At 48.4% G+C, this 25,247-nt stretch carries 18 protein-coding genes and 1 pseudogene; 11 read left to right on the forward strand and 8 right to left on the reverse strand.

The genetic code is table 11. From position 1 onward, the window contains the following. Nucleotides 1-33 precede the first annotated feature (33 nt). A complete protein-coding gene (locus Pla110_RS20775) occupies nt 34-1,389 on the forward strand; it encodes a DUF1552 domain-containing protein (protein WP_144998839.1) in 1,356 nt (451 codons plus the stop codon). 109 nt (nt 1,390-1,498) lie between these two features. Here Pla110_RS20775 and dgt read toward each other — a convergent pair whose 3' ends face one another. Beyond that, the gene (gene dgt / locus Pla110_RS20780) at nt 1,499-2,863 is read right to left on the reverse strand and encodes a dGTP triphosphohydrolase (protein WP_144998841.1); all 1,365 of its coding nucleotides are present in this window, start codon (nt 2,861-2,863) and stop codon (nt 1,499-1,501) included. A gap of 29 nt (nt 2,864-2,892) precedes the next feature. Then, nucleotides 2,893-3,867 carry a metallophosphoesterase gene (locus tag Pla110_RS20785; RefSeq protein WP_144998843.1) on the reverse strand — a complete coding sequence of 325 codons (975 nt, stop codon included), beginning with the start codon at nt 3,865-3,867 and terminating at the stop codon, nt 2,893-2,895. A gap of 603 nt (nt 3,868-4,470) precedes the next feature. Here Pla110_RS20785 and Pla110_RS22935 point away from each other — a divergent pair. Both Pla110_RS22935 and Pla110_RS20795 read left to right on the forward strand, forming a co-directional pair. Next, nucleotides 4,471-5,235 (forward strand): annotated as a pseudogene (locus Pla110_RS22935) (hypothetical protein). After that, a complete protein-coding gene (locus tag Pla110_RS20795) occupies nt 5,174-5,803 on the forward strand; it encodes an integrase core domain-containing protein (protein ID WP_197440360.1) in 630 nt (209 codons plus the stop codon). The pseudogene Pla110_RS22935 and the gene Pla110_RS20795 overlap by 62 nt, the downstream one beginning before the upstream one ends. A 260-nt stretch (nt 5,804-6,063) precedes the next feature. Here Pla110_RS20795 and Pla110_RS20800 read toward each other — a convergent pair whose 3' ends face one another. Next, complete coding sequence (locus tag Pla110_RS20800; protein ID WP_144998847.1) at nt 6,064-6,582, reverse strand: hypothetical protein; 519 nt, start codon at nt 6,580-6,582, stop codon at nt 6,064-6,066. A gap of 603 nt (nt 6,583-7,185) precedes the next feature. Between Pla110_RS20800 and Pla110_RS20805 the strand changes: the two genes are divergently transcribed. The 8 genes from Pla110_RS20805 to Pla110_RS20840 all read left to right on the forward strand — a co-directional run bounded on the left by Pla110_RS20805 (nt 7,186) and on the right by Pla110_RS20840 (nt 16,598). Further along, nucleotides 7,186-7,410 (forward strand): hypothetical protein, encoded by a 225-nt coding sequence (locus Pla110_RS20805; protein WP_144998849.1) that lies wholly within the window; start codon nt 7,186-7,188, stop codon nt 7,408-7,410. 987 nt (nt 7,411-8,397) lie between these two features. Beyond that, nucleotides 8,398-8,916, forward strand: coding sequence for a hypothetical protein (locus Pla110_RS20810; RefSeq protein ID WP_144998851.1), 519 nt, complete (start codon nt 8,398-8,400; stop codon nt 8,914-8,916). Nucleotides 8,917-9,215: 299 nt separating this feature from the next. Beyond that, nucleotides 9,216-10,658, forward strand: coding sequence for a cardiolipin synthase (gene cls / locus Pla110_RS20815; RefSeq protein ID WP_144998853.1), 1,443 nt, complete (start codon nt 9,216-9,218; stop codon nt 10,656-10,658). Between the two features lie 68 nt (nt 10,659-10,726). Next, entirely contained in the window at nt 10,727-13,258 is a 2,532-nt protein-coding gene (locus tag Pla110_RS20820; RefSeq protein WP_144998855.1) for an arylsulfatase, read from the forward strand. Between the two features lie 194 nt (nt 13,259-13,452). Continuing rightward, nucleotides 13,453-14,130: an ion channel gene (locus Pla110_RS20825; RefSeq protein ID WP_197440361.1), complete on the forward strand. Its 678-nt coding sequence runs from the start codon at nt 13,453-13,455 to the stop codon at nt 14,128-14,130. Between the two features lie 820 nt (nt 14,131-14,950). After that, nucleotides 14,951-15,178, forward strand: coding sequence for a hypothetical protein (locus Pla110_RS20830; RefSeq protein ID WP_144998859.1), 228 nt, complete (start codon nt 14,951-14,953; stop codon nt 15,176-15,178). A gap of 234 nt (nt 15,179-15,412) precedes the next feature. Continuing rightward, nucleotides 15,413-16,195: a hypothetical protein gene (locus Pla110_RS20835; protein WP_197440362.1), complete on the forward strand. Its 783-nt coding sequence runs from the start codon at nt 15,413-15,415 to the stop codon at nt 16,193-16,195. A 31-nt stretch (nt 16,196-16,226) separates the two neighbouring features. Further along, nucleotides 16,227-16,598, forward strand: coding sequence for an integrase core domain-containing protein (locus Pla110_RS20840; RefSeq protein WP_144998863.1), 372 nt, complete (start codon nt 16,227-16,229; stop codon nt 16,596-16,598). Between the two features lie 384 nt (nt 16,599-16,982). Here the strand turns inward: Pla110_RS20840 and Pla110_RS20845 are convergent, their stop codons facing one another. The 5 genes from Pla110_RS20845 to Pla110_RS20865 form a co-directional block, all read right to left on the reverse strand. Next, nucleotides 16,983-17,459, reverse strand: a complete 477-nt coding sequence (locus Pla110_RS20845; protein WP_231742724.1) for an integrase core domain-containing protein — start codon at nt 17,457-17,459, stop codon at nt 16,983-16,985. Nucleotides 17,460-17,540: 81 nt separating this feature from the next. Next, nucleotides 17,541-18,062, reverse strand: a complete 522-nt coding sequence (locus Pla110_RS20850; protein WP_144998867.1) for a hypothetical protein — start codon at nt 18,060-18,062, stop codon at nt 17,541-17,543. A 221-nt stretch (nt 18,063-18,283) separates the two neighbouring features. Next, on the reverse strand, nt 18,284-18,511 hold the full coding sequence (locus Pla110_RS20855; RefSeq protein ID WP_144998869.1) for a hypothetical protein: 228 nt from the start codon (nt 18,509-18,511) through the stop codon (nt 18,284-18,286). Between the two features lie 425 nt (nt 18,512-18,936). Beyond that, nucleotides 18,937-20,523, reverse strand: a complete 1,587-nt coding sequence (locus Pla110_RS20860; protein ID WP_197440363.1) for an FAD-dependent oxidoreductase — start codon at nt 20,521-20,523, stop codon at nt 18,937-18,939. A gap of 161 nt (nt 20,524-20,684) precedes the next feature. Next, nucleotides 20,685-25,172, reverse strand: coding sequence for a serine/threonine-protein kinase (locus Pla110_RS20865; protein WP_144998873.1), 4,488 nt, complete (start codon nt 25,170-25,172; stop codon nt 20,685-20,687). Nucleotides 25,173-25,247: the final 75 nt, after the last annotated feature.

Genomic DNA, 25,247 nt, shown 5'->3' on the forward strand with positions numbered 1-25,247 from the left:
CTGAACAGCCCACCAAGTACAGGAGCACCATCAATGTCTCAATATCTTTCACGAAGAGATTTTCTCAAGAACACGGGACTCAGTGCGCTCGGGATTCATCTCGCAATGGGACTGCCAAGCCTGGCATCCGCCGCGACTGCCCCCGCGAATCGTAAACAACGCCTGATCTATGTCTTCAGCCCTAATGGAGTCATTCCGGATCATTTCTGGCCCGATACGTTGGGTAGCGAATTCGAATTAAAACGAATCCTCGAGCCGCTCAAACCGTTCAGAGATCAGACCATCACCATGCACGGTGTCTGTAATCAGATCCGAGGCGATGGCGACGGCCACATGCGCGGCATTGGTTGCCTGCTTACGGGAATTGAATTATTCCCAGGTGACATTCAAGGTGGTTCCGACACCCCCGCAGGTTGGTCGATGGGTGTTTCTGTCGATCAGTACCTGAAAGGGAAATTGCAGGCATCACCGGAAACCCAGACACGGTTTGGTTCACTCGAATTTGGTGTCATGGTTCCCGAGCGGGCCGATACCTGGACTCGTCTCTCCTATGGCGGACCGAACCAGCCCATGGCTCCGATCGATAATCCTTACCAGATGTTCGACAAGTTGTATGGGCAACAGAAAAACCGACAGATGCTCTCCAGTGTTCTGGACGGTCTGCAGGATGACTACCGTCGGTTGTCGACGATGGTTAGCACGGAAGATCGCCAGATGCTTGAAGAACATCTCGAGTTAACTCGTCAATTGGAGAAGGATCTGAAGGTGGAACTGAATGCTGGAAAGCAGAATGGTTCCGAGTCAGCCGATAACGTCGGCCACGCCGTTCCCACATTGCCCGCGAATGTGGAAGAACAGAACGACAACATGCCACTGATCACCAAAATGCAAATCGACCTTTTGGTAAACAGTTTTGCTGCTGACTTCGCTCGTGTCTCCACGTTCCAGATCACAAACAGTGTGGGACAACCGCGAATGAAGTGGTTGGATATCGAAGAAGGTCACCACACCCTGTCTCACGATCCTGATGAGAACGAAGACTCTTACGAGAAGCTGATCAAGATCAACACTTGGTACTGCGAGCAGGTCGCCTATCTGGCGAAACGTCTTTCCGAAACACCGGAACCGGGTGCCGATGGTTCCATGCTGGACAACACTACGATTGTCTGGACGAATGAACTAGGCAAAGGGAACAATCATACCCGTAATAACATCCCCTTTGTGATGGTGGGTGGTGGTTTGGGTTGGAAAACGGGCTTGGCTCACGACTTCAAGAAAGTCTCTCACAACCGGCTGCTCATGAGCTTCTGCGAAGCGATGGGACATCCCGTCGAGTCCTTCGGCAACCCGGACTTCTGCGGCGGCGGAGCCCTGACAGGACTGGTTTAATACCCAGGTAGGTTGCGATAATTAAAAAGAGCGGACCGGTTGCCAATGCGACCGAGTCCGCTTTTTTGTTCGTCAGTAAAAATTTAATTGACGGTGAAACAGGCCAATCTTAATTCCCGTCCCCAGCCAATCCCCAGATTTCTCGTGACAGCCTTGTGGCATAATCGTCCGTCATCCCACTGACGTAATCCATGACTTGTGATAACCACCAGCTATAAGGCTGTTGCAGGTTCTCTTCGACGTACTTCTGTCCCCAAGTCAATTCGAGTGTTCGTTTAGAGAGAAAATGAACATCAGCGTAGGTGTCAGAATCCGCGATGGACTGAATCGTTTTCACCATCGCTGTTAGTATTCGGTCCAGGACATGGTACGCGCCCAGCTCGGTTGTGATCTTTTTGCGATGGGCGAAAATCGAATTGTAGATTGTGCTCACTTCGTTTAACTGCTCTGTGCACTCCGAGCCCAGTGATGACTTAAGATCATCGACCCGCTCACCATTCATGATCGCATCGAAATCATTTTCAAACACTTCCCAAAATTGGTCCATGAGACTCTTGATCGCCTGCCCACGCAACTGGGGGAGAGACATCCATTTTATTTCCGGATTTCGGGCGATACGTAGAAACAACTCATGGACTTGATCGTATTTGCAGATGCCCATTTCCACTGCGTCTTCCGGATCGATGATGCGATAACAAATGTCATCTGCTGCTTCCGTTAAAAACGAGAGTGGATGGCGACACCATTGGTTCTCTTCCGTGACTAAACCCAGCTCGTCCGACATTCTATGGAAGATATCGAACTCGGTGCTGTAAACATTATGTTTCCGCTTGCGTACTGCTCTGGGATCGGAAGAGGCCCAGGGGTATTTAACCGCCGCACTTAAAGACGCATAAGTCAGACGCAGGTAACCGGGCATCGGATTATCGCGCCGGGAGGCGAGCCGAAAACCTTGAGCGTTCCCTTCAAAGTTCAGCCAGTCCAGTTTGCAGTCTTCACGTATTTGCGGATTTGAGAACCGCCCCTCGGGGATTAGAAACTCCAGATGATCTTTGGCCCAGTCTCTGATGACTTCTTCGCCCGCATGCCCAAACGGGGGATTCCCCAAGTCATGAATGAGGCATGCCGACTGTAGGATCCAGGGTAAATTGGAAATGTCCGATTCACTGAGGTCACTTCGTTTGGCAGCAAGGTTGGCTACCCGCGATGCGAACGATCGTCCCACGCTCGAAACCTCAATGGAATGCGTCAGACGATTATGAATGTGATCGTTGCTGGCCATCGGGTGAACTTGCGTTTTCCGCGCCAACCGACGAAACGGAGACGAAAATACGATCCGGTCATAATCCTGTTCGAACGGCGTCCGTTCATCTTCTTTCGCGACGTACGGTTTCGCGATCTTCGATGGGGAGGAATCGGGTCGAGGCACTCGTTCGGGGGACAGCAGCTTTTTCCAACTCAGCTTGTGGGGCATCAGGCGGGATTTCTTATCGAGTAGGCAAATCAGGGTGCGGCAGTTTCTTCCGTCAGTTCAATATGTTCAGGAACGTCGTCCATTCCCCAATACTGGTGCTCAATTTTAGATTGGTGCACCTTCACGATGCGAAAACCGGAAGGGTCTTTACCCAGCGGTCGACCAACCGGCCCCGTCGTGATCATTTCCATCTCCCCCGCCACGCCATAAGAATTACGATGGTAATGACCAGCAAAGACAGCACGGACCCTTGCCTGCTTCAATTGATTCACCAACGGCGTTCTTCGCTCGAGTGGAATATTGAAGTACTGATCCGGTTCATCTTCCCGCTTAAGGAAAAGGGGGTGATGCTGAAATACAAAGATATGTTGTGCCTTGCCCTCATTCGCCCGCTCGAGTTGCTGGCCCAGCCAGGTTTGTTGAGCCGCAAGCACTTCCGGGGCACCCGTTGGATCTTTAAGCACGCTGGAATTCAAAACGATGTTGTAGACGCCTCCCACCCAGAACGAAAAATAGTCATCGCCAAAGTTTTCCTTGTAGGTAGCGATGCTTTTGGGCGTCGGTCGATTTCCAAGATCGTGATTCCCGCAAACACAAACGAGTGGAATCTCTGGGTCTACCTTAGAGAAATCCTGATGATACTGAGCAACCTGAGCCTGGTAACGGTCTTGATCGGGAGTGGCATTAGTCAGGTCGCCACAGACGATCACAAATCGAGGCCGAAGCCGATTGATATGCTCGACCGCCTGCTGTACGAGAGCCTCCTCCTGCTCGAACCCTTTATTACCAGTAAACATACCGTACTGCGTATCGGCCATCTGCATAAAGAAGAACGGTTCCTGCCAGCTCTGTTCTTCCTGAGTATCAAAGAACCTGAAGGTACGGTCGTTAGCCTGCAAGAATCGCTCATCTACCTTGGCAGAAGAGTCTTCTGCGGTGAGTGTATTCGCAAATCCTATAATTATGGCGGCCAAAAGCAGACAGGTTGTGAAGTAGATTTTCATGAAAATGATGTTCGTTTAGAGCTAAAAAGAAGTCAGGCAAAAATCAATTGATCGGGTTCAATCCGTGAAAAAAGTTGAACACAGTATAATCTAGTCCCATCCCTGAATTCTACGCTACGACTTGCGGGCCTGAGATGATTGCGATCAATGAGATTAGGTCACAGCTACTCCGTCAAGTAGGACGAGAATCTATATGTACCAGCTTAGTTGACTCCTCAATTCGTGCAATGCTTCCTTCAGGTGAACCGTTTTCTTCTTGCAGATTGCTTAACGTAACCCTGCCCTCTATAATAAGCTAATTCGCCTATTCTCTTTAATCAGGGAACGGCTAGAGGGTGATGCGATGCATTCACCTATTATCTGGCAAAGGGTGAGTCGGTTATCTGGCAAAGGGTGAGTCGGTTTTTATCGAGTAGGTTGCTTTCGAAGCCAAGTTTCCCTTGGCGTGGCCCTGCTGATGAAAAACCGCTTCGATCTGATCCACTTCTATGGTCTTGCAGCCTATTGCTTCAGGAAAGAGTTCCCCAGGAAGCGGCGCCCGTTCTGCCACACGCCAGCGAAGCGCGGGCGACTCCAATTGCCACCGCCGAGGAGACTGGGGGCATGCGTGTGATTACCAACCCCAGTAGTGGCGAGATCGAAACGCATCTGCTTTCCAACGATCATTATCATGTCGTCGTCAGCAGCGCCGGAGGAGGCTTCAGCCGCTGGGGAGGCGTAGCCATTACTCGGTGGCGGGAAGATGTCACTCGCGATAATCATGGAATCTTCTGCTACATACGCGATCTTGAAAACGATGTGGTGTGGTCAAACACATTCCAACCGAAGAAGACAATAGGAAGTGGCTATGAAGCCATTTTCACGCAATCACGGGCCGAGTATCGGCGGATTGATAACCAGATCGAGACCTACACGCAGATCAGTGTTTCTCCGGAAGACGATATCGAACTACGCAGAATCGCACTGACGAATCGATCCGAAGAACCGCGCCATCTGGAGTTAACAAGTTACGCCGAGGTTGTGCTGGAAGCGTAGGCACAGGATGAAGCCCATCCGGAATTCAGTAATCTCTTTGTACAAACGGAGCTTGTCCCAAACCATCAGGCCATCTATTGCACGCGGCGACCACGTTCCCGAGAGGAGCAACCTCCCTGGCTGATGCATATGGTTACGGTCCGGGGAGAGATAACGGAACCCACTTCTTATGAGGCCGACCGTTCGTTATTCATTGGTCGGCAACGTACATTGCAAAATCCTATCGTATGTGGAAAGAAAGGGCCGCTATCCAATTCAGAAGGCTCCGTTCTTGATCCGATTGTCAGCGTGCCCCAGACCGTCCCGCTTCAATGTCCTGTCAGACGTTTCTGAAAGCCCTTTGGAAGCGATCTTCGACGTTGATTTCACCACGGTAGAAGTCTGGACGAGGTCCGGTCTGACGACGTTCTATGTCATGGTGTTGATGAAATTGAAATCAAGGCAAGTCGAGATCGCGTGGATTACAACGAACCCCAACAGACAATGGATAACTCAGATCGCAAGGGACCTCACCGGCGACGATGGTTTCCTCGAAAACGCGTCTCACCTGATTCTTGATCGTGGTACCAGCTTTCAACCACTGCGTTCGTTTCTGAAGGAACAGAGCGATGTTGAACCGTTGCTGCTTCCGCCAAAGAGTCCCAACATGAATGCACATCTCGAACGATTCATGAGAAGTCTGAAATCGGAATGCCTGAATAAGATGATCTTCTTCGGCAAACATTCCCTCGAGCGAGCATTGCGGGAATACGTTGCCCATTACCATTCCGAACGGAATCACCAGGGACTCGGCAATCAGTTGATTGATCCTGATGAAGACGTTGGATGTGTCGCCGGTAAGCTTGAATGCTGCGAACGTCTCGGTGGGTTGCTCAAGTATTACTATCGCGACGCGGCTTGAAACAGGCTCGAATAGATGTCGGTCCTCGTGTTATAATTCCGCGCTACCGTTGCGCTCTGAAGTACGATTTTGCCTCAAATCCGACAATCAGCTACGAGCTGTAAAACCAATCTCGTTCGAAATCCGACGCTCGTCAGCAACATAACCACTTGAAATCAGTGGTTTTCAACGTCGGTGGAATATTTTTACGTTACGGAGTTCTAAAATCCACTTTCGCTTATCTCATACCGCCTATGTGAGTCATTCTTCGACTGCAATTATTACGACTTAGGAAAATAAGGTTCGTACTTTTTCCATACTCTCAATAAATCTTTATACTCTGCAGAATCTATACCATAATCATCTGCCCAATAATCGAAGTACAATATTCTTGCAGTATCGACGGTACCTCGCCATGAATCTCTAACAAATGATTCCTTGCCAAAGATAATAGTAAAGCGATTTGAATCTGGTTTGAAGAAAAATCCCATATCAAATTTACCAACTAGAAGATTGTAAATAGGATTCTCAAATATTGTTTGAATAAAGACGTCTCTTTTAGAGATTCTGGTCTGATAACCAATACGCTTCTTATTTCCATCAGTTATCAATACATCAATCTTTTTCCCAATCCCAAAAGATTCTGCCAACCACTCTGCTTCGAGCGGGTTAAGCAGGTTTGGGATTACTAGAGCCTTATAATCCCTGAACTCAAGTGCATTTGGTGATATCTCTAAGAAGTCGTCGAAAAGTTCGTTGTAAAGACGGGCGTCATTAGGGTCTTCGTGTTTAGTATCCATAGTCAGTTCCTTTTGTCGATATGCATATTAAAAATGTGCGTCCTCCGTAAAGAATTATCTCGAAATCCGAAATCGGTCGCACTTACTTTTTAATTCTCCGAATTCAATCAATAGAGTTGTTAGTCATCATACCTCACTTCAAATCCTCGACCGTTTGGACGCCGGATCTCAAGAGTAACACGCTTGTCGCTGCTGAAACTTCTTATAGTTATCATTTCACCTGAAGGTAAGGTGCCTGTACTAAGATAACCTTTATCAAGCACTACCTCTTGCACTCCCTCTGGCGCAAAAGAGTCGAAGTCAGCCTTTCCTTGATTCATTCCACGCCCGTCATTTCTGAGTCGTTGTGTTGTTCTACCATTCGTCGGTCGTCCGGGGCGAGTGTTTTGATTTATCCATTCTAAAACTGTCAGTCGATGTATGGTTTCAACTACCGGTGGTTCGCTTGGCGGTGGTTCATTTACCAAAGGCCTTCCAGCTAAAGGCTCGTTAAATGATCGAATACTCTTAGCAGCCCGTTGAATTTCTCCCTACGGGCCGGAATTCTCAATTGATATCTTCTCTCTCATCGAATTCAATCGCAATGGTTAACGGAGGAACGACATGTCACTTGGCAAACGCGAGCACGAACGACAGGAATCACTCTGGGTTGAGACACGCAAGCTGACGACGCCCGGGCATCATTTCTATATCCGGCTCAACAAGTTGCTGCTTAAGCCGGGTTTGATGCATTTCTCGAAGAGTTATGCGCTCCCTACTATCACGATCCCTACTATCACGAACGGGGACGCAAGTCGATTCCTCCCGGCGTTTACTTCCGCATGCTGATGGTGGGTACTTCGAAGGGATCGACTCCCAACGCGGCATCGCCTGGCAGTGTGCCGATTCGCTTTCTTTGCGGTAGTTTCTGGGCCTTCCGCTCGAGCAACAGCCGCCCGATCACAGCAGCCTGACCCGCATCCGCTACCGGTTTCCAACACGATTATACGAACAGGTTTTTCAGTTCCTCCTCGAGATCATCGGTCAGCACGACCTGCTCTCCGGCCAGACGGTTGGTGTTGATTCAACCACGCTCGAAGCGAACGCCGCGATGAAGTCGATCGTCCGCAAGGACTAGGGCGAAGACTGGAATGCCTACGTCACCGGATTGATGCGGGAGGCAGGCGTGATCAGATCGAATAAGAATACTCAATCTTACTTTACATTTCATCAGGAAGTCATCGTGTTGTTTTTAAACAACACATCGAGAAAACGTCTCATATTTGAACAATTCACAGACGATTTCCTGTGATCGAACATCAACAGAATCTATTCCGATGTTCGTATCCCGAAAAACGGTAAGTAGTCTATTTGTTGTTGCTTGCATATTCAGATTTCGAGATCAATAATAAAAAGACACACACTGAAGCGGCTGGATTTTTCTTCTGAATTCACTTGGGCTGCAGCCGTTTTGGTCCCTGGAATACATGAATCACACTGATTTTATACAGTGTTCTTTACTGTGATTCATGACAGGATTTCGGGGCGACTGTCGGCATCGATTCTAAATCTGATTTCAATCATCGCCGGTGAAATGGACTTCTGAACTAGTTGTGTTTTTGTTGAGACTGAAATTCCTGACTATCCACACTACCCTCTACTAGTCGAAGTCCTCTTAGATCCCCATTGCCTAACAGAATCGAATTGGGACCTCCATTCCACGCTGATCTCCAATGGAGATTTATAATTCAGGATTTCGACTCTATTAATAACGCCACAAACGAGAAAAGCCAATTACGGGCATGTTTGAGGCTAGCACTTTAAGGAGTTCTTAAGATGAAACGTCGTGAAATGCTTGCTGGAATCGGTGCGTCTGTTCTATTAGCAGGAGGACTAGCTGCTCAAGAGAACGACGACAAGAAGAAAGCGGTCGAATACCTGTTTGTTCAGAAATCAGAAACAGTTTCGCTGAAAGACGATGTCCTTACGCTTGGCAAAGTCGACCCGTCTACACTTTTCTTCAGCGATCGCCCAGATCGAATTGTGGGACAAGCTCCTACAGCCAAAGTTATCGATCACTGGGGGGTGGGAAATGACAACTTCGAAGCAGATCCTCCCAATGCGACACTGTCCATTGCTGGAGAGAAAGAACCGACTTTGCTGGTCGTCGTCTTAATGGCCCCACGTTTCGAAGGGGAAAACCTGGTATACGACGTGAAAGTCCTCGAAGGGGACAAAACGATCGAAGGGGAAGAATGCTCGTTGTTCATTGATATCATCGGAATGCCCCGGACTCCGTTCTCTTATGCAGGTGCAGCCCGACGAGGCGTCAGAAGAAGCATTTATCGCTACTAAACCACTTTCGAAACCGAATTCCCAACTTAAATAGATAAACCCTCCTTCAGGAAGTCGATATGCGGGCATCGACCTTCTCGGAGGAGCTTAGAATGAGCAATGCTCGCCTTTTCTAAAGGGGAATTCGTACGCAATCTGATCTCTGGCCATGCCAGTCCTCTTCACATGAGGACTGGCTTCGCCATGAGCGAGGAGTGGTATTTGTTCCTTATTTCTGTCGTTGATCCGGGCATGTCGCGACCGTACTAACTGATATTGTTAGACAATATGCGCTTCATTCCTTGAAAGCCGAGACATTCATGAGCCATGCAATTAGCGGCGTCCTCATTCACTTGATGATTCAAGTCTTCGTAATTCTGCGTGTTTTGACTCGTCCTCATCGTGATCCTTCTTCACGAATCGCCTGGATCGCAGTAATCGCATCTCTTCCCGTTTTGGGAATACTGCTCTATCTCTTGTTTGGTGAAACCAGCATCGGACGGAGTCGTATAAAAAGACTTCAACAGGTTTTCAAAGAACTACCAGAAACAGCGAGTCTGCGTTTAAGTTCAACGGAACAGCACCACAAGTCGGTGCCGGAACAGTATCGGCACTTGTTCAGCACGGGCCGCTCTATAAGTGGGTTTGAAAACATTGGGGGTAACACTGCTAGCCTGATGGCAGATTCGAACTCGACGATCGACGCGATGATTGCCGATATCGATGAGGCACAGGACCATGTCCATTTATTGTTCTACATCTGGCTGGGGGATCACAATGGAACCAGAATGGTCGAAGCATTGAAACGAGCCGCCAGTCGTGGTGTGATTTGTCGAGCTATCGCCGACGACCTGGGATCTCGCAAAATGATTCACTCTCCACTTTGGAAAGATTTGGAAGCAGCGGGAGTGAAATTGGCTCGGGCATTGCCGATTGGGAATCCGCTCACGCGTCCTTTACATGGTCGAATCGATCTTCGAAATCATCGCAAGATTCTGATCATCGACGGGCGAGTTACCTACTGTGGAAGCCAAAACTGCGCGGACCCGGAATTCCTTGTGAAGGCAAAGTATGCCCCCTGGGTGGATATTATGATTCGACTGGAAGGTCCAGTCGTTCAGCAGAATCAATACTTATTTATTAGCGACTGGATGAGTTCAACGAGTGACGATATTGGACATCTTATCAAACAGGATTTGCCTGCACCGCAAGAAGGTTTTCCCGCTCAAGTGATAGGAACGGGCCCAACGGTCAGGTTTTCAGCCATGCCTGAAATGTTTGAATCGTTATTTCACGCCGCTCGCCAGGAATTAATCATCTCCACTCCTTATTTTGTGCCAGACGAGTCCATGCTCAGCGCCCTATGTGCGGCAGCTTGGCGAGGGGTTAACACGACTCTCATCGTGCCGGCCCGGAACGACTCCTGGATTGTTGCCGCAGCAAGTCGCAGCTATTACGCCGATCTCTTGAAAGCAGGGGTCCACATCCATGAATTCCAAGGCGGTTTATTGCACGCGAAAACCTTAACCATGGACGGCGAAGTAGGGTTAATTGGATCTGCTAACATGGATCGGCGCAGTTTCGATCTGAACTTCGAAAACAACATCCTGTTTTATGATCACGATCTCACATCCCAAATACGATCTCGACAGCAAGCATATATTTCCAGTTCTCAATTAGTCTCACTCGAAAGCGTTCAGGCATGGTCACTGACGACACGCCTTTGGAACAACATCTGGGCAACTATGAGCCCTGTTCTCTAATACATTTGAATGAAACAGTCACCAGAATCCTCCTCTCTTTTTTAAGCACTTTGAATCAGGAGTTTACAATGAAAAGCGGCTTCCGACCCAATGCGAATAAGGCCCGTGTATCGCTGTTGTCGATCGCGGTCCTGTTACTGAGCGGTCTCTCAAGTCAGGCTCAGACATCCTCTCCCCCACCTGCTGGCTCACCAGGAGCAACGCGTTCCATCGACGGTAAACAGTTACCCGCTCCCGATCTTAAATTTGGTGGCACGATTAAGAATGACGCTTTGAGTTCTAAAGCGTGGTGGGCGCCAGAAATTGTTCCGCCGAAAGATGCTCCTAATGTGTTATTGATCATCACGGATGATGCCGGATTCGGCGTACCCAGTACCTTTGGCGGTGTGATTCCAACACCAGCAATGGATCGTATCGCAAACGAGGGTCTGCGATATAACAACATTCATTCAACAGCACTTTGCTCCCCTACGCGTGCCGCTCTCATTACGGGGCGAAACCATCATTCCGTGGGATTTGGTGTCATTTCAGAACAGTCAACCGGTTTCCCTGGCTATAACAGCCTGATACCGGAAGACAAAGCGACCATTGGACGAATTCTACTCGACAACGGCTATGCCACTTCGTGGTTTGGCAAGGATCATAATACACCCGCCTTTGCCGCCAGTCAGGTTGGTCCGTTCGACCAATGGCCGACGGGGATGGGTTTTGAATACTTTTATGGATTCGTGGGTGGGGATGCGAACCAATGGGAACCGAATCTGTTCCGGAACACGACTCAGATTTACCCATTCGAAGGCAAACCTGAATGGAATCTGGTAACCGGAATGGCGGATGACGCCATCAAACATATGAATATGCTCAATCAAGTCAGTCCTGATAAGCCTTTCTTTGTGAAATATGCACCGGGAGCCACACACGCGCCTCACCATCCCACGAAGGAATGGGTGAAAAAGATTTCAGACATGCACTTGTTCGACAAAGGTTGGAACAAGGTCCGCGAGCAGATTTTTCAGAATCAGAAGAAACTCGGGGTCATTCCGCAAGACACCGAGATGGAACCCTGGCCGACAGACGTCCTCAAGAACTGGGATGATTGTACGCCTGAGGAACAAAAGCTATTCATCAAACAGGCTGAAGTATTTGCTGCCTTTGCCGCCTATAACGACCATGAAATTGGTCGCGTGATTCAAACCGTCGAAGACATGGGAAAACTTGATGACACCCTCATCATTTACATTAACGGCGATAACGGCACGAGTGCGGAAGGTGGACCTCTGGGAACACCCAACGAAGTCGCCTTCTTTAATGGTATCAACATGATGCCGGTCGAAGAGCAAATGAAGTGGTATGACGTATGGGGAACTGAAGAGACTTATAATCATATGTCTGCAGGATGGTCCTGGGCCTTCGACACCCCATTTTCCTGGTTCAAACAGAATGCTTCCAAGCTGGGTGGCATTCGTCAGAACATGGCGATTTCGTGGCCTGCAAAGATTAAAGATAAAGGTGGCCTGCGAGAACAATTCTGTCATGTGATCGATATCGTCCCCACGATACTTGAAGCTGCTGGAATTACGGCCCCCGAGACGGTTGATGGCATTCCACAGTCACCAATCGAAGGAACCAGCCTGGCGTACACCTTTAGCAAAGAGGGCGCCGATGCACCGTCACAGCACAAGATTCAATATTTTGAAATGTTCGGTCAGTGGGCTCTTTATAATGATGGCTGGCTGCTCAGCACCAAAGTCAACCGCGCACCATGGGAAGCCTTTGGAGTTGCGAACCCGGATCCACTGAATAACCAGGTACTGGAGCTTTATAACCTGACGACTGATTTCAGTCAGTCCAAGAATATTGCAGACCAGCATCCTGACAAACTCAAAGAGATGAAAGCCTTGTTCATCGAAGAAGCCCAGAAGTATCAGGTCTTCCCGTTGGATGCCTCAGTCGCTGCACGTATTGTTGCCCCTCGTCCTAATATCACAGCCGGGCGATCTGAGTTTGTTTATACGCTCCCCATGACTGGACTTCCCCAGGGCGACTCCCCCTTCATCCTGAACAGTTCTTACAATATCAAGGCCGATATCACAGTTCCTGAAGGAGGAGCCGAGGGAATGATCCTGACTTCAGGAGGCCGTTTCGCCGGTTATGGTTTATATCTTCTCAAGGGGAAACCTGTATTTCTGTGGAATCTTCTTGATCTAAAACGAATTAAATGGGAAGGCGACAAGGAGCTCGAACCGGGTCAGCATACGATTGAGTTCGACTTCAAATATGATGGATTGGGAGATGGCACGCTCGCTTATAATAATATGAGTGGCTTGGGACGGGGTGGAACGGGAACATTCAAAGTCGACGGAAAAGTGATGACCGTGATTACGATGGAGAAAACGCTCCCCATGATTCTGCAATGGGATGAAAGCTTTGACATCGGCTCGGATACACTCACGGGTGTCAATGACGCCGATTACAAGCCCCCCTTCCCTCTCACGGCCCAGCTCAACAAGTTGACCATCAATATTGACCGACCGCAACTGAGTGAAGCGGACATCAAGAAATTGGAAGACGCTCAGCGTAATAACAAATCGAGCGAATAGGCGTGAAGGTGTCGCCCTCCGTAGTAGCGAGAATTCGCCAACACGAAGGGCCAATAGTACACGCTAACGAAGTCCATTATAACTCGTCCTCGCCATGCGAGATGCCAACGACGTTGGTAATTACCGCATGGCGGGGCCCTTTAAGGGGAGAGCTTCATTCTCAGACAGGTATTCGAAAAAAGGATTCAGCAACAATGACGACAACGTCGTCCACTAACCCATCACGTTATTCGGCGTTTCAGTTTTTGATCTGCTTCGTGTTGTTTCTATGTGTTTCACCAGTATTTGACAGCTTTCCCCAGGGACACCTGATCGAAACGGTGCTATTAACGCTCGTACTGATTTCAGCGATCCCAGCTATTGGTGGTGACAGTCGCACTTTGATGACTGCCAGTCTTCTAGCAACTCCTGTACTTGTCGGCAAGTGGTTACATCACCTCTTCCCAGATACAGTACCTATGATCCCGTTCCTGCTTTCGGGGATCATATTCGCTACGTTTATTGTTATCCACCACCTCAAGTTTGTCCTTCGGGCACGAGAGGTAGATACTCACGTCCTGAGTGCCGGTATATCGACGTTCTTATTGATAGGCCTCCTCTGGGGGTTCTGCTACCTGCTTCTGGATAACATCTATCCCAACTCTTTTTCAATCGAAGCGAATCTGCACCCGACTCATCAGTTGACTGGTTTCGTAGCGATCTACTTCAGTCTGGGAACACTCAGCGGACTGGGTATGAATGACGTTGCCCCCGCCTCAAACTTCGCAAAAATGCTGTCACTGTTAGAGTCAATGGTTTCTGTATTTTACCTTGCGATCTTAATCTCTCGCTTGGTTTCGATGCATATGGAGCGGGCCGCAGCAGATGAGTGAACTGAGAACTTGTTTTCGATATCTGGCCAGCATGTGGGTCTTATACCCACAAAGAATTAGTTCTCCAAAACAGATTGACACATCAAACCAAACCAAGAACAACTTGTTCGAGGTCGTTGGCATCACTACCATTCCCATTGGCTATTGGATGACGAAAGTCTCATTAGAAGGGATCCCATTCAATTCCATTCAATACATCAGCCATGAAATGGAGAGGCAAGGCAGTCAGTGACGTTCATTCCAGCCAATAGTCTATACCGTTGCCATTCCGCATCGCCGGCTCCAACTTCTTGATATGGAAATGCTTCATAGAAAGGGGCGAAACCCAGCAGAAGCATCCTTACCGCCGATAGCATTCTCCGTTGTCACCGCGAACAGCTTGACCGGAAATGGGACTATTTGTCTAAAAAAGACGCGTCGGTCGACTACGCATTCCACAGGAAATCGTTGAATAAATCTTGAGGTTTGCGAAAGAGAACTAGACGCGGGGAGCTGGTCGAATTCAAGGAGCGTTGGCAAGCTTCGGTTGTTGTGTCATTGACACGTCGGTGAGATGAAGACGACTGCCATCGACCCCGTACCGTAAAAAAACTCAGCCGAACTTCAAACACTACAAATTAAGGCATCTGCGAGACACCACCGCCATGACTTCTCAGACGAGTTGGCAACAACGCTCGCCGCTACATTCGGTACAATCGTTGTCTTCAGTCGTGAAGACTGTCAGCGATACACTTTTCGCGAGTGCTACGGCTCAGAGAATGGCTATAGTTCCAAAGTAACCCTCCCCTGCACTTTGGTAACTGATTAGATGGAATTAGTGATGCAGCCTTGGCACCTGCTGGTATTCGCGTTGGTAAGTTGGGTGAATCGCGAACAACAACTGACGATTGAATACCTTAAGACCGGAAATAGCATCTTCCGGGAAATGGTCGGCAAGAAACGCATCCTGCTCACTGACGAGCAGCGTCGCCGCTTGGCAGTCAAAGGAAAGCAGCTTGGTCGAAAGTTGCTAAGTGAACTCAGCGCGATCTTCACCCCCGTATCGTAAAAAAACTCAACCGAACTTCAAACACTATAAGTTAAGGCGTCTGCGAAACACCAACGGCCTTGATTCTCAGACGAGTTGGCAACAACTCTCGCCGCTACATTCAGTGCAATCGTTGTCTCCGGTCGTGGAGACTGGCAGCGATATTCGTTTCGGGAGTGCTAAGACTCAGAGAATGGCTATAGTTCCAAAGTAACCCTCCCCTGCACTTTGGTAACTGATTAGATGGAAATGGTGATGCAGCCCTGGCACCTGCTCGTCTACGCTCTGACAAGTTGGGGGAATCGCGAACAGCAATTGGCGATTGAATACCTCAAGACCGAAAATAGTATCCTCCGCGATAAACTTGGTAAGAAACGGGTCCTGCTGAATGACAATGAACGTCGCCGCTTGGCAGTCAAAGGAAAACAGCTTGGTCGGAAGTTACTGAGTGAACTCGGCGCGATCTTCACTCCCGATACCATTCTCCGCTGGCACCGGGAGTTGATTTCCCGAAAATGGAATTACACTTCAAATAAACCTCGTGTTGGTCGACCTCGTATTCGACAGGTGATCGTTGAACAGATCCAGCGGTTCGCGAAAGAGAACCCCACGTGGGGAGCCGATCGAATTCAGGGGGCTTTGTCCAATGTTGGGTTTCACATCACCGACACGACTGTCAGGAATGTGCTCAAGTCGAACGGTATTGAGCCTGCCCCCGACCGTCCCACTTCAATGTCCTGGGAGACGTTCCTTAAAGCCCACTGGGAAGCGATCTTCGCCGTCGATTTCACCACGGTAGAAGTGTGGACTAAAACGGGTCTGACGACGTTCTACGTCATGGTGGTGATGGAGTTGAAGTCACGACGCGTTGAGATCGCAGGCATTACTACCAACCCGAATAAACAATGGGTGACACAAGTTGGACGCAATCTGACGGGTAGTGACGGTTTCCTGGAGAGCGCGACGCATTTGATTCTTGATTGTGATACCAGCTTTCAAACCACTACGAGGTTTTCTAAACAATCAGAGCGACGTTGAACCGGTACTGCTACCGCCGAAAAGTCCGAACATGAATGCGTATCTCGAACGATTCATGAGAAGTCTGAAATCGGAGTACCTGAACAAGATAATCTTTTTCGGTCAGCACTCACTTGAACGAGCCCTGAAAGAATACGTCGCTCACTACCATTCCGAGCGGCACCATCAGGGACTCGACAATCCGTTGATTAAACCTGGTGATGGCGTCGGATGTGTCGCTGGCAAGATCAAATGCCGCGAACGCCTCGGTGGGCTCCTCAAGTATTACTACCGCTGCGCTCGGAAGGTCATTTTCGCATCGATTCCGATCACAATCCTCAGGTCGCGAAATGAATCTCGTTCGAGATCCTTCGCTCTTCAGCAACACAACCGCTTGGAATCACTCGGTTTCAACGTCGGCTGAATACTTTTACGATACGGGAATAACGCGTGAGAATTGTGTCCTGCGAGCGATGCAGTTTCAAACAGCGTCGCGATAGTAATACTTGAGCAGCCCACCGCACCAAGCGAAATTACTTAGGCGACTATTTCAACCGCCTTCGCTGATTGAGATATTCAATATCTAACGGCTTTGCATCCTCGGCTTATACCCGTATCGTAAATTTATTCAGCCGATGTTGAAACCGAGTGATTTCAAGTGGTTGTGTTGCTTACCAGCGACGGATCTCGAACGAGTTTCGTTTCATGACCTGAGAATTGTGATCGGAATTGGCGTGAAAAGGGACTTCCGAGCGCAGCGGTAGCGGAGAATAACGCACGAGAATTGCGGCCTGCGAGCGACGTCGTGTCACGCAGCGTCGCGGTAGTAATACTTGAGCAGACCACCGAGACGTTCGCGGCATTCAACCTTACCGGCGACGCATCCGACTTCTTCATCAGGTTCAATCAACTGATTGTCGAGTCCCTGATGGTTCCGCTCGGAATGGTAATGTACAACGTAATCCTTGAGTGACCGTTCGAGTGAAGGATGACCGAAGAAGATCATCTTGTTCAGGCATTCCGTTTTCAGACTTCTCATGAATCGTTCGAGATACGCATTCATGTTCGGACTCTTCGGCGGAAGCAGCACCGGTTCGATTTCAGTCTGGTTCTTCAGGAAAGAACGCAGCGGCTGGAAACAAGTATCGCGATCAAGGATCAGATGAGACGCGCATTCGAGGAAACCATCGTCGCCAGTCAGGTTGCGTGCAACTTGAGTTATCCATTGTCTGTTTGGATTCGTCGTAATCCCCGCGATCTCTACGCGTCGTGATTTCAATTCCATCACTACCATGACGTAGAACGTGGTCAGACCGGTCTTCGTCCAGACTTCTACCGTGGTGAAATCAACGGCGAATATCGCTTCCTAATGAGCTTTCAGAAACGTCTGCCAGGACATTGAAGCGGGACGGTCTGGGGCAGGCTCGATCCCATTGGCCTTCAGCACATTCCGCACGGTGGTATCGGTGACGTGAAAACCAACGTTGGACAACGCACCCTGAATTCGATCGGCTCCCCATGTGGGATTCTCTTGCGCGAACCTCAGAATCTGTTCGACGATCTCCTGTCGAATACGAGGTCGACCAACTTGTTTCTTCTCCGACGAGTAATCCCATTTACGGGCAATCAACTCCCGGTGCCAACGCAAAATGGTATCGGGAGTGAAGATCGCGCCGAGTTCACTCAGTAACTTCCTACCAAGCTGCTTTCCTTTGACCGCCAGGCGACGACGCTCGTTATCGTTCAGCTGGACCCGTTTCTTGCCGACCTTTTCCCGTAGGATGCTATTTTCAGTCTTGAGGTATTCAATCGCCAATTGCTGTTCACGATTCACCCAACTTGCCAGAGCAAAGAAAAGAATGTGCCAGGGCTGCATGAGGGAATTCATGGGAACAGTTCCATACGAGAAAGGGAGGTCATATTGGAACTATAGCCACTCTCTGAGCCGTAGCTCTAAAGAATCGCATATCGCTGTCAGTCTCCACGACCGGATGCAATGGTTGTGCTGATTGCACTGACGTCCAACGTCAGAAGCTCGTCCGAGAGCAGGGGTAGCCAGTCTCTCTCAGATACCTTAATTTGTAGAGTCTTAAGTTCGGATGAGTTTTTTTACGGTACGGGGGTGAAGATCGCGCTGAGTTCACTTAGCAACTTTCGACCAAGCTGCTTTCCTTTGACTGCCAAGCGGCGACGCTGCTCGTCAGTGAGCAGGATGCGTTTCTTACCGATTTTTTCGCGGAGGATACTATTTTCGGTCTTGAGGTACTCAATCGCCAGTTGCTGCTCGCGATTCATCCAACTTGCCAGAGCGTAGACGAGCAGGTGCCAGGGCTGCATCACCATTTCCATCTAATCAGTTACCAAAGTGCAGGGGAGGGTTACTTTGGAACTATAGCCATTCTCTGAGTCTTAGCACTCCCGAAACGAATATCGCTGCCAGTCTCCACGACCGGAGACAACGATTGCACTGAATGTAGCGGCGAGAGTTGTTGCCAACTCGTCTGAGAATCAAGGCCGTTGGTGTCTCGCAGACGCCTTAATTTATAGTGTTTGAAGTTCGGTTGAGTTTTTTTACGATACGAGGTCAGTTTCAGTTCGTCCAAGATTAGGAGCAGTTCATGTCTGACAGACACTGTATATTGCAGTGTTTTCACGTTGGGCTGAGTTTTTTACGGTATGGGAGTCAGTCTCTCACAGCCACCGTAATTTGTAGTGTTATTATATAGGGTACGCGATTCGATTAATTACTCGATTCAAGCATGTCATGAATCCTTCACTTTTTCCGCAAGTTGTTTTCCAACAAGACGACCACTTGTGAGAGCCCAGGCAATGTGCAAGCCATGTCCCCAGAGGATCTGCCCGCCGAGACCATTTTGACCGATAGCGAATAAACCGGAAATCGGTTCCCCTTCTGCATTGATTGCCGCAAATCGTTCATTAATGGCGACGCCTCCTTCCGTCGTCGTAAAGTAAGCACAGGCCGGACCGAGCAGTACCCAGTCGTTTCCATTGAGAAGTGGGCGTCCCGCCTCTACTGCTCTTTGATTGTAAGACTTGACCGTGTTTGTGAGTTCTTCAATTGGAATGCTACGTTGCTGAGCGATCTCTTCTATGCTAGTCCTGCGAACCGTAATGTCTGATCGTAAGTGTTCGTAGTCTTTTATATATGTATATGCAATTTCGGGGGCTGTCGAAATGAAATTTGGCCATTTGCTAAATTCCCCAATCAAACGTTCGTCGAGCAGCAAATAACATTGCTTGCCCGGCTGCTGAGCGACGGCGATTTCTCGATCGGGACATTTGGTTTCATCACAGAATCGCTGTCCGTTCTGGTTAATCAGAATCGCTCCCCTCTCAAAAAGTGAATCCTCCGGATGTTGCCAAGTAACAAGCAGCCGTTTCACCATATGATTCACCACGAACCTGGGAATTAACGGCAGCATTCTTCCCATCACCTTGGAGAAAAACCCAGATACAGGTAACAACTGCTGAAAAGTCTTACCGGGAGGTGGAATGAACCTGAGTTCAGGCCCGTAGGTGATTTCCATGTTGAGCAGTTTCGCACCGACCGCTTCCGCCAGGAGATGACCATCCCCAGTCGCACGAGGATTGATCCCGTCAATCGCGGCGAATTCCGATCCTTTAAAGCGTTTGAGGATCTCGCTCGAGTTTGCGTAATCACCGGCAGCCAAGACGACTCCCACTTTCGCATAATAGCTTTTACGTTTTTCTTCCCGCTCGGTAACAACACCTATAATTTCTTCGTTCTCCTGAATCAATTCGACGACTGGCGTCGAACAAATAATCTCACCTCCTAGTTTCTGGAAGCGAGATTGCAATGTCGCGATGTATGCTTTTGCCCCGGGAACCACATTATGCATCCGTGGAACCCGGTTGGGGGGTTCAGGGCTGGGACCGTAAAAATGAAGTCCCAGACTTATTAGCCAGTCAAAGGTTTCAGATGTCTGACTCAGAAAATAATTCCTGAGATCGCCATTATTCTTCGATTCGATTTCAGGTTTCGCAAATAGACCCGCGTCGATCACGTGATCAGTGAAGGAGTCATTGATTCCCTCAGATTTTTGCAGTGATGTTTCGCAACCGGTAAAAGAACCGACAGCAATCCCTGTCGTACCTCCTAGCTCTTCTTGTTTTTCGAGAAGAAGAACTTGCGCTCCTGATTCCGCCGCACTAACGGCTGCTGCCAATCCACTGCCACCACCTCCGACTATAATGATGTCGTAAGATGTGGTATCACTCATTAGTTTCGAATACTGTTGTATCTGGCGGAGAGTTAATTCTTCAATCGATTTACTTACCGACTGGATAGGACTCGATTCTGAGGACACACGGAACTCCGGGAAGGTGATTCGAAATAAGGTGAGTAGATTCTGGCATGGCATTGGATCGCAGCAGATGGGAATAAACTTCAGAAATTTCACAACCAATACATGAATTAGCATGAACCTCAACGCAGTGTGGCTGAGTTAAGTTACGATGCAGCTGAGATTTAATCTTGGTTCCAGTCATAGTCGAGGTAATTAAAAACGGGTATGTTTTGATATTGAAGGCCAACAAATCCAGGAATCTGATCCGAAAATCTGATCGTGTCAATTTCCAAGTAGTCGTCAGTCATCAGGTAAAGCTTGGTATTTACGTTCCAAATCTTGAGTTGATTGCCATTCATAACTGCGACTAGTGATTGTCCATCCGGTGTAAACCTCACTTCCTTCGGCTTGTCATCAAAGCCAAGTAAGGTCGACTTCCACTCTCCTGTCGCTGTCTCTCCCAAGAGCACCTTCCGTTCCGAACATGCGGCGGCAATAAGGTCATCAGAAGGAGAAAAATCGATAAAACCAAAGTCTCCTTTGGGGATCTGTATCGAAGTCGTGCTGTTGTCCTCGAATCGTCGTATCAACAACTGGGTGGCGATGCCACACGCTAACCAGTCATGCTGCTTGGCGAATGAAAAACAATCTATTTTTTTATCGGCTCCAAACGGAAAACTGTGGGCTCCAGTATTCAGGTTTAGAAGCGAAAGATACTTTCCACGCTCCTTTCCCAGAGGGTCGACGAGCTGGATCGCTGCTAAATCACCCGCGTTGGAGCATTCAATTCGTTCAATTCGCGCCGAAATATCAAGCGGCCACGTCTTTAAAACGTGTAGCGTATCCGGATCGCGAGACTGAAGGGTTCCTTGATTTGTGCCGGTAATGAGATGATTGCCTTGGGGAGATAACGCGATTGCCACTACCTCCGGAGTATCGGTTACTTTCGTGATTTGAAAGCACTCATTTGCGAAGAGATGGGATTCTAGATGAAGGTCTTCCCGCAAAGTAACTACGCGTTTTCCACCTACCGTGATTGCTTGAGTCCCTACGGCACCTTCGTCAGATGCTCTCCCTTCGTCGAGAGTTTTGATTGTCTTATGTTGATTTATTGATGTAATTGACAAACGCCCTTTTTCTCCGACTGAAACAAAGTGGTCGTTCGTTCGAAGGTGGACGTCGAAGGTTTCTCCCTCTCGGACGAGGTCGGCGTTAGAGATTTCGAGCAATTGGCCAAAGGCTTGATCTTGATCTATCAGGACCCCATAGAATTCCCCGTTATTATCTACTCTGGATAAGTCCCAACTAATTAGCTCCCCGTGGGTATCATCGAAAGTATATAACTTCTGGTTATCCGGGGAGAACTTGAGGAATGAGGACTGTACTGGTCGGAACCAGATGACTTGCTTGTTTCGTAAGTTCCAAAGAAGTACTTTGCTGCTATTGCCACTTGTAGCAGTAGCAAGCCATTTTCCGTCTGGAGAATATTCGATACATTCGATTTGACTTAATTCATAATCCAAATCATGGTGCCACTGCGGAACGCCATCGAATGCGGTGCTCCAGAATTCAACTTTGTCCGTATCGTAACGGGAAACAGCAAGGGTAGACTCGTCCGGTGAGAAATTCATATCAGTCAAACCGAGAATATTATTCTGAAATACTCCGACCTGTTTTTGGGCCCGCATGTCATACAATAGAATATCGTTGTTTACAGTATTCACCGCGACGAAGTTATTTCTCCTTGAAACAGCGATCACATCACTTTGGTATTGAGCATCAGATTTAAACTTCGTTACGGAAAGAGGGTCTTCATTAATCGTCCCCTTCCATGTGTCTGCGATCTTCAGTAACCCTGAGTCTGTAGAGACGATAATCATTCGATTTTTGTCGAGGTAATCCAAGGCAAAACAACTATTGGACTCGTACTGCATTTTTCCATAATGGCCCCATTGTCCGTCTTGAAGCTGGTAAACTTCTGTTAGAAATGTAAGCCATTTTCCATCTGGGCTGAAGCAGCAAAGATCCTCATCTTCGATACGCCTGTACTCAGGAGACCGGAGGCTCTCTTTTGCCGGAAAGTCGAGCGATTGCAGTTTACCGGTTTGCAGGCTTAAAAAAAATACGTTTCCTTCGTTGTAAACGCAAGCCCATTTCCCGTCACTAGATAGATCGAAACCACCTGGACGGGTCAGTTCAGGCATTTTCCAATGTCTCTCGGGCGTCAACAAGTCCTCAATGTCCTCGCGATGATCGTGTGGATCAGGGATACGGAAAGTCTTGACGAGACCTTTTATATCTGCTGTGTATAAAGTCGATCCGTCCTGATTGATTTCTATTGCGGTGATTTCATCCCGATGATGCGTGAGGTGTCTATATTCTTTCGTGAGGAGATTCTCGCGAGCCAGGAGTCCATTTTTTCTGCCGAAATAGAGATATTGGCTGTCTGGAGAAAACGTCATTGCCGTGTATTGTTCAATTCCATCTGGAATTAAATTCTGAAAGATAATTCGACTCTCTTTAAGATCATAAATAATGAGTATTTGATCTTGGTTGATTGTGGCCAGGAGTCGCTTTGATTTGTTGAGACAGGATATGCTGATGCGAGAATCCAAATGTCTAAATTCCCCAGTTTTATTACCTGTTTCTGGATCCCAAATTACATGGGTTTCTCCGCGAGAATGACTGATGATGCCATTGTCGTTTTGACAGAAACGTGAGAAATACACGACACTGTCATGAGCTGGAATATTCATAAGCAGTTTTCCACTCTGGCAATCCCAAATGCAAATTGTTCCATCGTCCCCCGCTGAAATGATACGAGAGTCGTCCATTGAGAAATCTAAGTCGTTGATCTCTTTCTGTTTGGTGTGGATCGTGGACAGAACGCTGTAATCGGAAGCGTTAACCAGGAAGATCAAAGCTTCCTGACCCGCAACGGCCAGGGTCTTTCGATCATGGGATTCAGCGATACGGTAGAGCGGACTACCAGAAAGTTGAATCGATGTCGTGCCCCCTCGAATGCGTTGCATTAATAGTGGCCATTCAAATCCTCTATAGTCCTTTTTTTCTGTAACGAATTTCTCCGCGTCAAGAATCCCTGCTGCAGAGGAAATATCGTCATCCTGATAAGTTTTGAACCCCAGCGCGAATGAAGATGCGTAAGTAGTTTCGATTGCCTGATCCAGAGACTCTTCCGCGACCTTTTGGCTCGCTTCCATTCTATGTACGGCATCAGAAACCTTAGCAAGTATAACGATACTCATGATGAGCATCAGGGCCATGCCGGCTACAATAGCTGCCGCAGCACTTCGATGACGTGAGATCCATTTAATGATGTGCTCTGAAGGCCCTGGTCTTTTAGCAAGTACGGGTTTATTTTCCAGAAATCTACGAAGGTCGTTTGCGAGCAGGGAGGCAGATACATAGCGATCCTCACTCGATTTTTCGATTGACTTCAGAATAATCGTTTCCAAATCAAGCGGGATCGCCGGATTATATATTCGGCAGGAGAACGGTTGTTCCTGTTCGATGCGGAACATTATTTCTTCTATAGAACCACTCTCAAACGCTGACTTCAAAGTAAGTAACTCGTATAGTGTGATTCCCAGTGAATAGATGTCGGTACGGTGATCGACGAATCGTTTGTTACCTGGGATCTGCTCAGGACTCATGTAACGGGGAGTACCAAGTAGCTGGTGAGTGGCCGTCATTGTGAGGTTATCATCGAGTTTGGCAACACCGAAGTCACCAATTCGCATTTTCCCTTCGCGATCTATCAGTATATTTGAGGGCTTAATGTCACGATGAATGATGCCTCGATCGTGGACGTATTGCAGAGCGTCTGCCAGGCAGATGAATTGCTGCACCACATTCCGAATGAACTCTGGCGACTTGATATCGGTTCCCCCAAAAATGTCTCTGGGATAGTTCTCGCAGTAGTTGTTCATCTTATTGGAGAGATTAACAACAAACGAGCTCTCCTCATCAGGACTGACGTGCAGGGGATGTTCTTTAAAGTCAGTCTCAACCGTGGTCGCACAAACTTCCGTTGTTGATCGGCTTCGTTGATCGACCAAACGCTGGATTAAATTCGCCAGATTGATTCCGTCAATCAGAGGCATCACTAGATAAAACGAGTTACCACAGTGACCACAGGTCAGTACCGGAATGATTTGCGGATGATCCATGCGGCTCAGGGCCATAGCTTCATTCGTAAAACGCTGAAACACTCCGTCGGCTGGCTGCATTCCTGTATTGATCAGCTTAAACGCTACCCTGCGTTTGAGGGATATCTGTTCGGCGGCGTACACTGTACCCATGCCACCTCGTGCGATGACGTGCTCGAGATAAAAGTCACCGAGAATTGTGCCTGGTGATACGGGCTCGAGAACTGGGGCAGACCCTTCCTGAAAATAATTCGAGTCCTGTTGATCGAGAAGACGGGAGAGAACTTCCCTGCATTCGGGCTCTTCAGAAAGTCGTGAATTTTCCAGAGCTTCGTGAACCTCAATTTCCAGATTCGAATCGTTCGATGTGGACTGTTCGGACCGAAACACTTCGTAGCAATAATCGCAGCTGGAAACGTGATCAAGGAAATCGTTCAATTCCTGGCTATTGAATTGTTCAGTACGAAGCTCAGGTATCGTTCTGGAATTGGGACAACTCATCAAAAGTTCCGGTGAAAGGATGATTTAGGGAGTAACGGGCAATAGTCTCCCTTCTTTACATCTAACGAACCGTTG

This window comes from Polystyrenella longa (assembly GCF_007750395.1).
GTDB classification, from domain to species: domain Bacteria; phylum Planctomycetota; class Planctomycetia; order Planctomycetales; family Planctomycetaceae; genus Polystyrenella; species Polystyrenella longa.

Bases quoted from the DNA above. Each gene is read 5' to 3' on its own strand.
- Pla110_RS20865 (WP_144998873.1), bottom strand. From the start codon at position 25,172: ATGAGTTGTCCCAATTCCAGAACGATACCTGAGCTTCGTACTGAACAA.
- Pla110_RS20835 (WP_197440362.1), top strand. From the start codon at position 15,413: ATGCAGCCCTGGCACCTGCTCGTCTACGCTCTGACAAGTTGGGGGAAT.
- dgt (WP_144998841.1), bottom strand. From the start codon at position 2,863: ATGCCCCACAAGCTGAGTTGGAAAAAGCTGCTGTCCCCCGAACGAGTG.
- Pla110_RS20810 (WP_144998851.1), top strand. From the start codon at position 8,398: ATGAAACGTCGTGAAATGCTTGCTGGAATCGGTGCGTCTGTTCTATTA.
- Pla110_RS20840 (WP_144998863.1), top strand. From the start codon at position 16,227: ATGAATGCGTATCTCGAACGATTCATGAGAAGTCTGAAATCGGAGTAC.
- Pla110_RS20830 (WP_144998859.1), top strand. From the start codon at position 14,951: ATGCAGCCTTGGCACCTGCTGGTATTCGCGTTGGTAAGTTGGGTGAAT.
- Pla110_RS20775 (WP_144998839.1), top strand. From the start codon at position 34: ATGTCTCAATATCTTTCACGAAGAGATTTTCTCAAGAACACGGGACTC.
- Pla110_RS20825 (WP_197440361.1), top strand. From the start codon at position 13,453: ATGACGACAACGTCGTCCACTAACCCATCACGTTATTCGGCGTTTCAG.
- Pla110_RS20805 (WP_144998849.1), top strand. From the start codon at position 7,186: ATGTCACTTGGCAAACGCGAGCACGAACGACAGGAATCACTCTGGGTT.
- Pla110_RS20820 (WP_144998855.1), top strand. From the start codon at position 10,727: ATGAAAAGCGGCTTCCGACCCAATGCGAATAAGGCCCGTGTATCGCTG.
- Pla110_RS20800 (WP_144998847.1), bottom strand. From the start codon at position 6,582: ATGGATACTAAACACGAAGACCCTAATGACGCCCGTCTTTACAACGAA.
- Pla110_RS20785 (WP_144998843.1), bottom strand. From the start codon at position 3,867: ATGAAAATCTACTTCACAACCTGTCTGCTTTTGGCCGCCATAATTATA.
- Pla110_RS20850 (WP_144998867.1), bottom strand. From the start codon at position 18,062: ATGAATTCCCTCATGCAGCCCTGGCACATTCTTTTCTTTGCTCTGGCA.
- Pla110_RS20845 (WP_231742724.1), bottom strand. From the start codon at position 17,459: ATGGAATTGAAATCACGACGCGTAGAGATCGCGGGGATTACGACGAAT.
- cls (WP_144998853.1), top strand. From the start codon at position 9,216: ATGAGCCATGCAATTAGCGGCGTCCTCATTCACTTGATGATTCAAGTC.
- Pla110_RS20855 (WP_144998869.1), bottom strand. From the start codon at position 18,511: ATGCAGCCCTGGCACCTGCTCGTCTACGCTCTGGCAAGTTGGATGAAT.